Source organism: Dolichospermum sp. LEGE 00246 (assembly GCF_015207865.1).
In the GTDB taxonomy this organism is placed as follows: domain Bacteria; phylum Cyanobacteriota; class Cyanobacteriia; order Cyanobacteriales; family Nostocaceae; genus Dolichospermum; species Dolichospermum heterosporum.
This window is the reverse complement of the sequence record NZ_JADEWA010000482.1, coordinates 1-4,080: the sequence shown is the minus strand read 5'-3', so window position 1 is coordinate 4,080 and position 4,080 is coordinate 1. Positions and strand designations below refer to the sequence as shown.

3 protein-coding genes are annotated in these 4,080 nt (G+C 42.5%); all 3 read right to left on the bottom strand.

Annotated elements, in window-relative coordinates; translation table 11 throughout:
- Positions 1-86: 86 nt before the first annotated feature.
- The 3 genes from IQ228_RS22590 to IQ228_RS22580 all read right to left on the bottom strand — a co-directional run bounded on the left by IQ228_RS22590 (position 87) and on the right by IQ228_RS22580 (position 3,560).
- Positions 87-404: a hypothetical protein gene (locus IQ228_RS22590; protein WP_027404743.1), complete on the bottom strand. Its 318-nt coding sequence runs from the start codon at positions 402-404 to the stop codon at positions 87-89.
- Between the two features lie 84 nt (positions 405-488).
- Positions 489-695, bottom strand: a complete 207-nt coding sequence (locus tag IQ228_RS22585; protein WP_027404744.1) for a hypothetical protein — start codon at positions 693-695, stop codon at positions 489-491.
- A gap of 393 nt (positions 696-1,088) precedes the next feature.
- Positions 1,089-3,560, bottom strand: a complete 2,472-nt coding sequence (locus tag IQ228_RS22580; RefSeq protein ID WP_193964517.1) for an ATP-dependent Clp protease ATP-binding subunit — start codon at positions 3,558-3,560, stop codon at positions 1,089-1,091.
- Positions 3,561-4,080: the final 520 nt, after the last annotated feature.

Here is a 4,080-nt window from a genome sequence, read left to right as displayed (position 1 = left end):
TAATTATTCCTTATATTATTAATTATCAAGTTTCAGAGTAGTTGATTCTATCATTTTACAGATTACCATTAATCATTACCAGTATATCATATTCTGTCACAAGCACCTGTTTCATTAATTCTGAAAGTCACTAACCAACCTGTAGGATATTTTTCCCGCGCTTTTTTTTCAGCAATAATGTCATCAACATCAATAAAATAATCAGCACTATTGGGTTCAATTACCATAAACCAATTGTAATGATCATTTATTAATTCAGGACGAACTCGATTAAAAACAACACGCGCTTTTTCTCCACGAGCATTTCTTTCCAATTGTCTTTTAGCTAATTCTTCCGGTGGTATTGTAAATTCTGGAAAAATTCTACCTTGTTGACGACGACGAACAGATTTTGTATTAGTCATTATTTTCCCTACCTCATTTCTGTAAATTCCCAGTTATTCTTCACGTTCAATTGATCTTTTACCATTACTAAACCTCTGCAAAAATTATGCAATTGATTCAGTTCCATCTTTGATTATGGCCTGTTGAATTTGTTTTTCCCAATTTTCATCATTGGGGTTAATAGTAATCATCCGTCCTTCAGATTTGGAACGATCTACATAAGCATGAAAAGCTGCAATATCTTCTCTATGAGTGAGAATATAATGACGTAATTCTTTTAGAGTCATTGCTTGATAATTAACTAATGTCATCGTTCATCCTCCGATGGTTTATAGTCTCCGCTTGGTTTAATCTCAAACTCTAAATCTTCTCCAGCAAGTACATATAAATTACCTGTACGTTCATCTAATCTGACAAGTTCTATACTTTTGCATATCCATCCAGGTTCAATAACATTAGTTAGTCGGTAACAAATTCTGTATAGCGCTTGAGTTTGTTCGTTCGTGGGTTTTCTTTCCACTGTACCTCATTTACCTATTATAGTGGTCAGCAATAATAATGCTACCTGATACCGATACACAAAAATAGCTCATTTTAAAACCTTCTCCTCTTTGCTCCTTAGCGCCTCTGCGTGAGAAAAAAACCAAAAAAACGGTAGAGAACCGAAATCCTCCACCGTTCAATTAACAATTACAAAAACCTAACTAAGACTCAACACCAGGGGTTGATAACTCCCGTGTTTGTTGAGAACTAACTTGGACAATGCCATTTTCATCAACGTCAACAAGAGCAGTATCGCCATCTTTGATGCGTCCAGACAGAATTTCTTCCGCCAAACTATCTTCCAACAAGCGCATAATTGCCCGACGTAATGGCCTTGCACCGTAGCTAGGACTGTAACCCTCAGTGATCAAGCGATCCTTGAAGCGGTCTGTGACTTCTAAGACAATGCCTTTTTCCGTCAACCTACCAAACACTTCCTTGAGCATGATTTCGGCAATCTGGGTAACTTCGAGCTTGTTCAATTGACGGAAGACGATAATTTCATCTAACCGGTTCAGGAACTCAGGACGGAAGTAATTCTTCAGTTCCTCATTCACCAAAGAACGAATCCGGTTGTATTGAGATTCGTTAGCATCTTCAGCAAAATCGAAACCTATACCGCTACCACCTTTTTCAATGACTTTAGAACCGATGTTGGAAGTCAAAATCAGCAAGGTGTTCTTAAAGTCCACCGTACGACCTTTCGCGTCAGTTAAACGCCCATCTTCCAAAATTTGCAGGAGCATATTGAAGACATCGGGGTGGGCTTTTTCGATTTCATCGAATAACACCACAGTGTAAGGACGACGACGGACAGCTTCTGTTAACTGACCACCTTCGTTGTAACCGACATAACCTGGAGGTGAACCGATCAATTTACTGACGGTGTGACGCTCCATGTATTCGGACATATCTAAGCGAATCATGGCTTCTTCCGAACCGAAGAAGTAGGAAGCCAAGGATTTCGCCAATTCAGTTTTACCTACCCCAGTTGGACCGGAGAAGACAAAACTAGCGATCGGCCGATTCGGATTTTTTAACCCGACGCGAGCGCGACGGATGGCTCTGGAAACAGCCTTCACAGCGTCTTCTTGACCGATGAGGCGCTGATGTAAGGTGTCCTCCATGTGCAGCAACTTCTCGGACTCAGATTCGGTAAGTTTGTTCACCGGTACACCTGTCCAGGAAGCGACAATGTGAGCAATGTCTTCTTCTGTAACTACAGGTTCAACACCGTCACCACTAGCGCCGTTACTCTTGGTTTGAGCAATGGTGCGGATTTCGGCTTTGATTTCCATTTCCCGATCGCGCAATTCTCCCGCCCGATCAAAGTCCTGGGAACGGACTGCATCATCTTTTTCTTTTAAGATTTGCCGTAGTTCCTTGTCTAATTCCTTGGCTGCTGGGGGCAGTTGGGAGTTAATCAAGCGCACCCGTGAACCCGCTTCATCCATCAAGTCAATGGCTTTATCTGGCAAAAAGCGATCGCTAATATAACGATCAGACAATTTCGCCGCCGCCACCAAGGCTTCATCGGATATCTTCAGCTTGTGGTGTGCTTCATAGCGATCGCGCAAACCATATAAAATTTCTATTGTTTCATCAACAGAAGGTTCACCCACCATTACAGGCTGAAAGCGTCTTTCCAACGCTGCATCCCGTTCAATGTGCTTGCGGTACTCATCCAAAGTAGTCGCACCGATACATTGCAACTCACCCCGCGCCAAAGCTGGCTTAAGGATATTCGCTGCATCAATCGCCCCTTCGGCTGCACCTGCACCAATTAAGGTGTGAACTTCGTCAATTACCAGGATGACATTACCCGCAGAGCGGATTTCATCCATAATTTTTTTGAGACGTTCTTCAAATTCACCGCGATATTTAGTTCCTGCTACTAGCAAACCAATATCGAGTGTCACCACACGCTTATCTTCCAAGATATCGGGGATATCCTTACTAGCGATGCGTGAAGCTAAACCTTCAGCGATGGCGGTTTTACCAACACCTGGTTCACCAATCAACACGGGATTGTTTTTCGTCCGGCGACCCAAAATTTGGATAACCCGCTCAATTTCCTTGGCGCGTCCCACCACAGGATCAAGCTTGTTATCTATAGCCATTTGGGTCAGATTCGATCCAAACTCATCGAGAGTTGGGGTTTTAGTGCGACTAGAGGGGCCACCCGGCGTAACTTCCGCCGTTTCTCCCAACATCCGAATCACTTGGGTTCTCACCTTGGTCAAATCTACACCGAGGTTTTCTAGCACCCTGGCTGCGACACCTTCCCCTTCGCGGATCAGTCCCAACAGCAGATGCTCGGTACCAATGTAGTTATGCCCCAATTGGCGTGCTTCTTCCAAGGATAGTTCTAAAACCCGTTTTGCTCGTGGCGTAAACGGAATTTCTACGGCGACAAAGCCAGAACCCCGTCCTATGATTTTTTCAACTTCAATGCGAGCATCTTTGAGATTAACTCCCATTGATTTCAGCACCTTGGCGGCTACTCCTGTGCCTTCACCAATCAAACCCAAGAGGATCTGCTCAGTTCCGACAAAGTTGTGACCTAAACGGCGGGCCTCTTCTTGGGCCAGCATGATTACCTTAATGGCTTTTTCTGTGAAGCGTTCAAACATGGCATTTTTCCCATCACCTGCGTCGTGCCGGTATGCTGATTTTAGCACAAGCTAAAATTTTGGATATCTATATCAACAATAGTAGATATCCAATGACGATGACACAGGTTGATCGGTTAATGTGTATCTATTAATTACTTTTTCTGGGGTTTGTGTACTGAGGAGAGTGATATTACCAGCATTTCAGAGACTAAATCCAAACAATAGACTATTGATGTGGCGATTTTTGTTATTAGTCCCAAACAAACCTAAATATCATAAAGTGTGTGGCAATGTCAAATCAATTGACTTAATGATAAGTTTTTTGTATAGATAGAACCCACATTCCGCACCCTGAACTGTCACATATCAAAAAAGCCTAGCGAGTAGTACATAATAACTAAAAATCATTCGAAGGGTAAGAGGCTTAATGATAGTAAGTAGCATTAAGCTGGGCATGGAGTGAGAAAGTGGAACTTCGTAACGGGACTGAAAGAAAGAGAAAATTCGATATGATTAAAAAATTAATTGTTCACAAAAG